Origin of the sequence: Falsiroseomonas sp. HW251, from assembly GCF_050563545.1 — a bacterium.
In the GTDB taxonomy this organism is placed as follows: domain Bacteria; phylum Pseudomonadota; class Alphaproteobacteria; order Acetobacterales; family Acetobacteraceae; genus Falsiroseomonas.
Genome location: NZ_JBNXUM010000074.1, coordinates 1 through 2,279, shown reverse-complemented (window position 1 = coordinate 2,279; position 2,279 = coordinate 1). Strand labels below are relative to the sequence as shown.

Genomic DNA, 2,279 nt, shown 5'->3' with positions numbered 1-2,279 from the left:
GATGTTGCGGTGACCAAATCGTTTGCTCGGGAGCACAGGGGATGAAGGTAGTGATGTTGCCGTCCGTATCGGGCGGGATCGGGCACATCTCGCGCACCGGCGCGTTGGCGCGGGCGCTACGGCGGCTCGATCCGAGGGTCGAGATTGACTACGTCCTCGACACTGGGCGTCTGCGCCCCTTCAATGTCCAGGCAACCATGCGCCTCGGCTATCGCCCGCGCCTGCTTCCGGAACTGACGAGAGAAAACCGCGATGCGGTCTTGCAGGCGTGCTTCGGCGATGCCGACGCGATCGTGGACGATGCGGCGCGCTATGTCTTCCCCTGGCGGCGGGCGGTGCCGCAGGCGGCCTGGGTTTCCCTGCTGATGTACCCGGTAGGAGACGAGCTTTGGGCGGATTGGCCCTGGCTTATGCAGATGGACGCGCTGGTGTGGCCCTATGCGCCGCGGTTTGGCGTCCCAGCCGAGTTGGACATGTTCGAACACAAGCTGCTGCGCACCGGACCGTTCCTCGAGACGGAGACGACGCCGGAGAAGGCCGCAGCGCGGTCGCGGCTGAACTTATCCAGCGCGGGGCCGGTGGTCGTTTACGCGCCGCGCGGCTTCCCCTTCGGCAGGGAGTTTGGCCACGCCGTGCTCTCCAGTGTGTACGCTGCCGCCAATCGGCTGCGCGCGGCGGGGCGACCTGGCCTTCGGCTCGTGCTTCTGGCAGTCGTCGACAAGGACGAGCTGCGCGGCGTGCCGGGCATGCCGGATCTGCTGCCTGATTGGGTGCAGGTCGAGGGCGTGGTGCCCGCGGCGGAGGCGCTGCTTTACGCTCGCGCAGCGGACATTCTTGTCGCCGAGGGCACCAGCACTATGCACGAGGGCGCCGCGATGCGGACGCCCCTCGTGCTAATACCAGGTCCGATCCGCGAGACGCTCGTCGTAGCGGACGGCCTCAGCCGGCAGGCTGGCGTGCACGCGTTCGCCGTCAGACTTGTCGAAACCGAGCGAGACACGGGAAAGCCGTCTGAGTTCGACGATTTCGCTGTGCTCACCGCCGAGGCGCTGACTGTCGCCTTTGCAGAGATCCTCGCAGGCGGCCGTACGCAGGGCGAGCGCGTGGAACGGGCCCATGCCCTGGTGATCAGCGGCGGCGGGGTGGACGCCGCTGCGCGGCTGGTGCTGGACGTCGCGGCCTGGCGCCGACGCGCCTCAGCGCATGGTTGCGCTCAGAACCTCTTGCGGACGACCGGGCCCGGCTTCGTCGTCCAGGACGGCGATCCGTCCGCGACATAGGGATGACCGGCGCTGTCGAAGAGCAGCCGGTCCATGCAGAGTTGCCGCAGCGGTACGCCGCGCCGGCCCATGTGCTCGAGATCCTCGGTGCCGGGGATGACCGCGCCCTCGCGCACCGCATGGTAGAAGATCCAGTGCTGGCCGATCGCGTCGGTCTGCACGAAGACCTGGCCGCACAGGCCCCATACGGCGTTCTCGGTCAGCAGCGGCCGACCGCTCGGGTTCGGCGTGAAGAGATCGAGCGGGTGATCGCCAGCGCGGAAGCTGTGCGCGCGGTACGGACCGATCCAGGTGCATGCGCTCGAGGCGATCATGATCGGATGGCCGTCGTCGGGGTGCTCGATAACATGCACCCCTTCCCACAGCCGCTCGTCGGGCTCGTGCGGGTTCGGATGCAGCACGGCACGCGGCACCGAGCCCGGTTCGAAGGCGAGGCCGTCCTCCCTGAGTTCCTGGCCGAAGATCGGCGCAAAGCCGGAGCCCCAGTAGAGGAAGCTGCGGCCAAGACGGCTGGAACGGTAATGGCAGGGATCGATCACCGTGAAGCCCGGGCCCCTGCGCAGCACCTGGGGTTCAGCGAAGCCGGTCGGGCCGGAGGAGCGTGCGACGAAGATGCCGTGGCCGTTCTCACCATCGTGCTCGTGGTCGTCGAAACGGAGCGAACCGTAAAGCACCCAGGAATCTGGCCCGAGGCGTCGTACGTCTGGCGCCCAACTCGCCCGATGCCGGCCGTAGTTCGGGATGGGATCCGGCAGGGCGCCGAGCCGCGCGCCGTCAGGGTGGGTTTCCCAGCGCACCAGGTCGCGCGAGCGGGCGACCTTGAACTGACGGCGGGGAAGCGGCTCGTGGTCATCGTCGGTGGCGTAGGACCAATACCACCCCTCCCGGTCGGGGCCGGCCACGGCAGGGTCGGCCCAGGGCTCCTCGATGAGGGGGTTCGCGTAGGTCGTCTCGACGTAGAGATGCACCGTGAGGCTCCTGGCGCGCCCGACAAGCTGA

2 protein-coding genes are annotated in these 2,279 nt (G+C 68.3%); one reads left to right on the top strand and one right to left on the bottom strand.

Annotation, left to right across the window (positions count from 1 at the left end):
- The first annotated feature begins 41 nt into the window (after positions 1–41).
- Entirely contained in the window at positions 42–1,280 is a 1,239-nt protein-coding gene (locus ACLF3M_RS35170; RefSeq protein WP_430661673.1) for a hypothetical protein, read from the top strand.
- Here ACLF3M_RS35170 and ACLF3M_RS35165 read toward each other — a convergent pair.
- The coding region (locus ACLF3M_RS35165; protein ID WP_430661672.1) for a glycoside hydrolase family 43 protein at positions 1,214–2,279 on the bottom strand (1,066 nt) is incomplete at its 5' end. The genes ACLF3M_RS35170 and ACLF3M_RS35165 overlap by 67 nt on opposite strands.

What these genes read in the sequence shown, in the direction of transcription:
- ACLF3M_RS35170 (WP_430661673.1), top strand. Translation starts at nt 42, where the DNA reads ATGAAGGTAGTGATGTTGCCGTCCGTATCGGGCGGGATCGGGCACATC.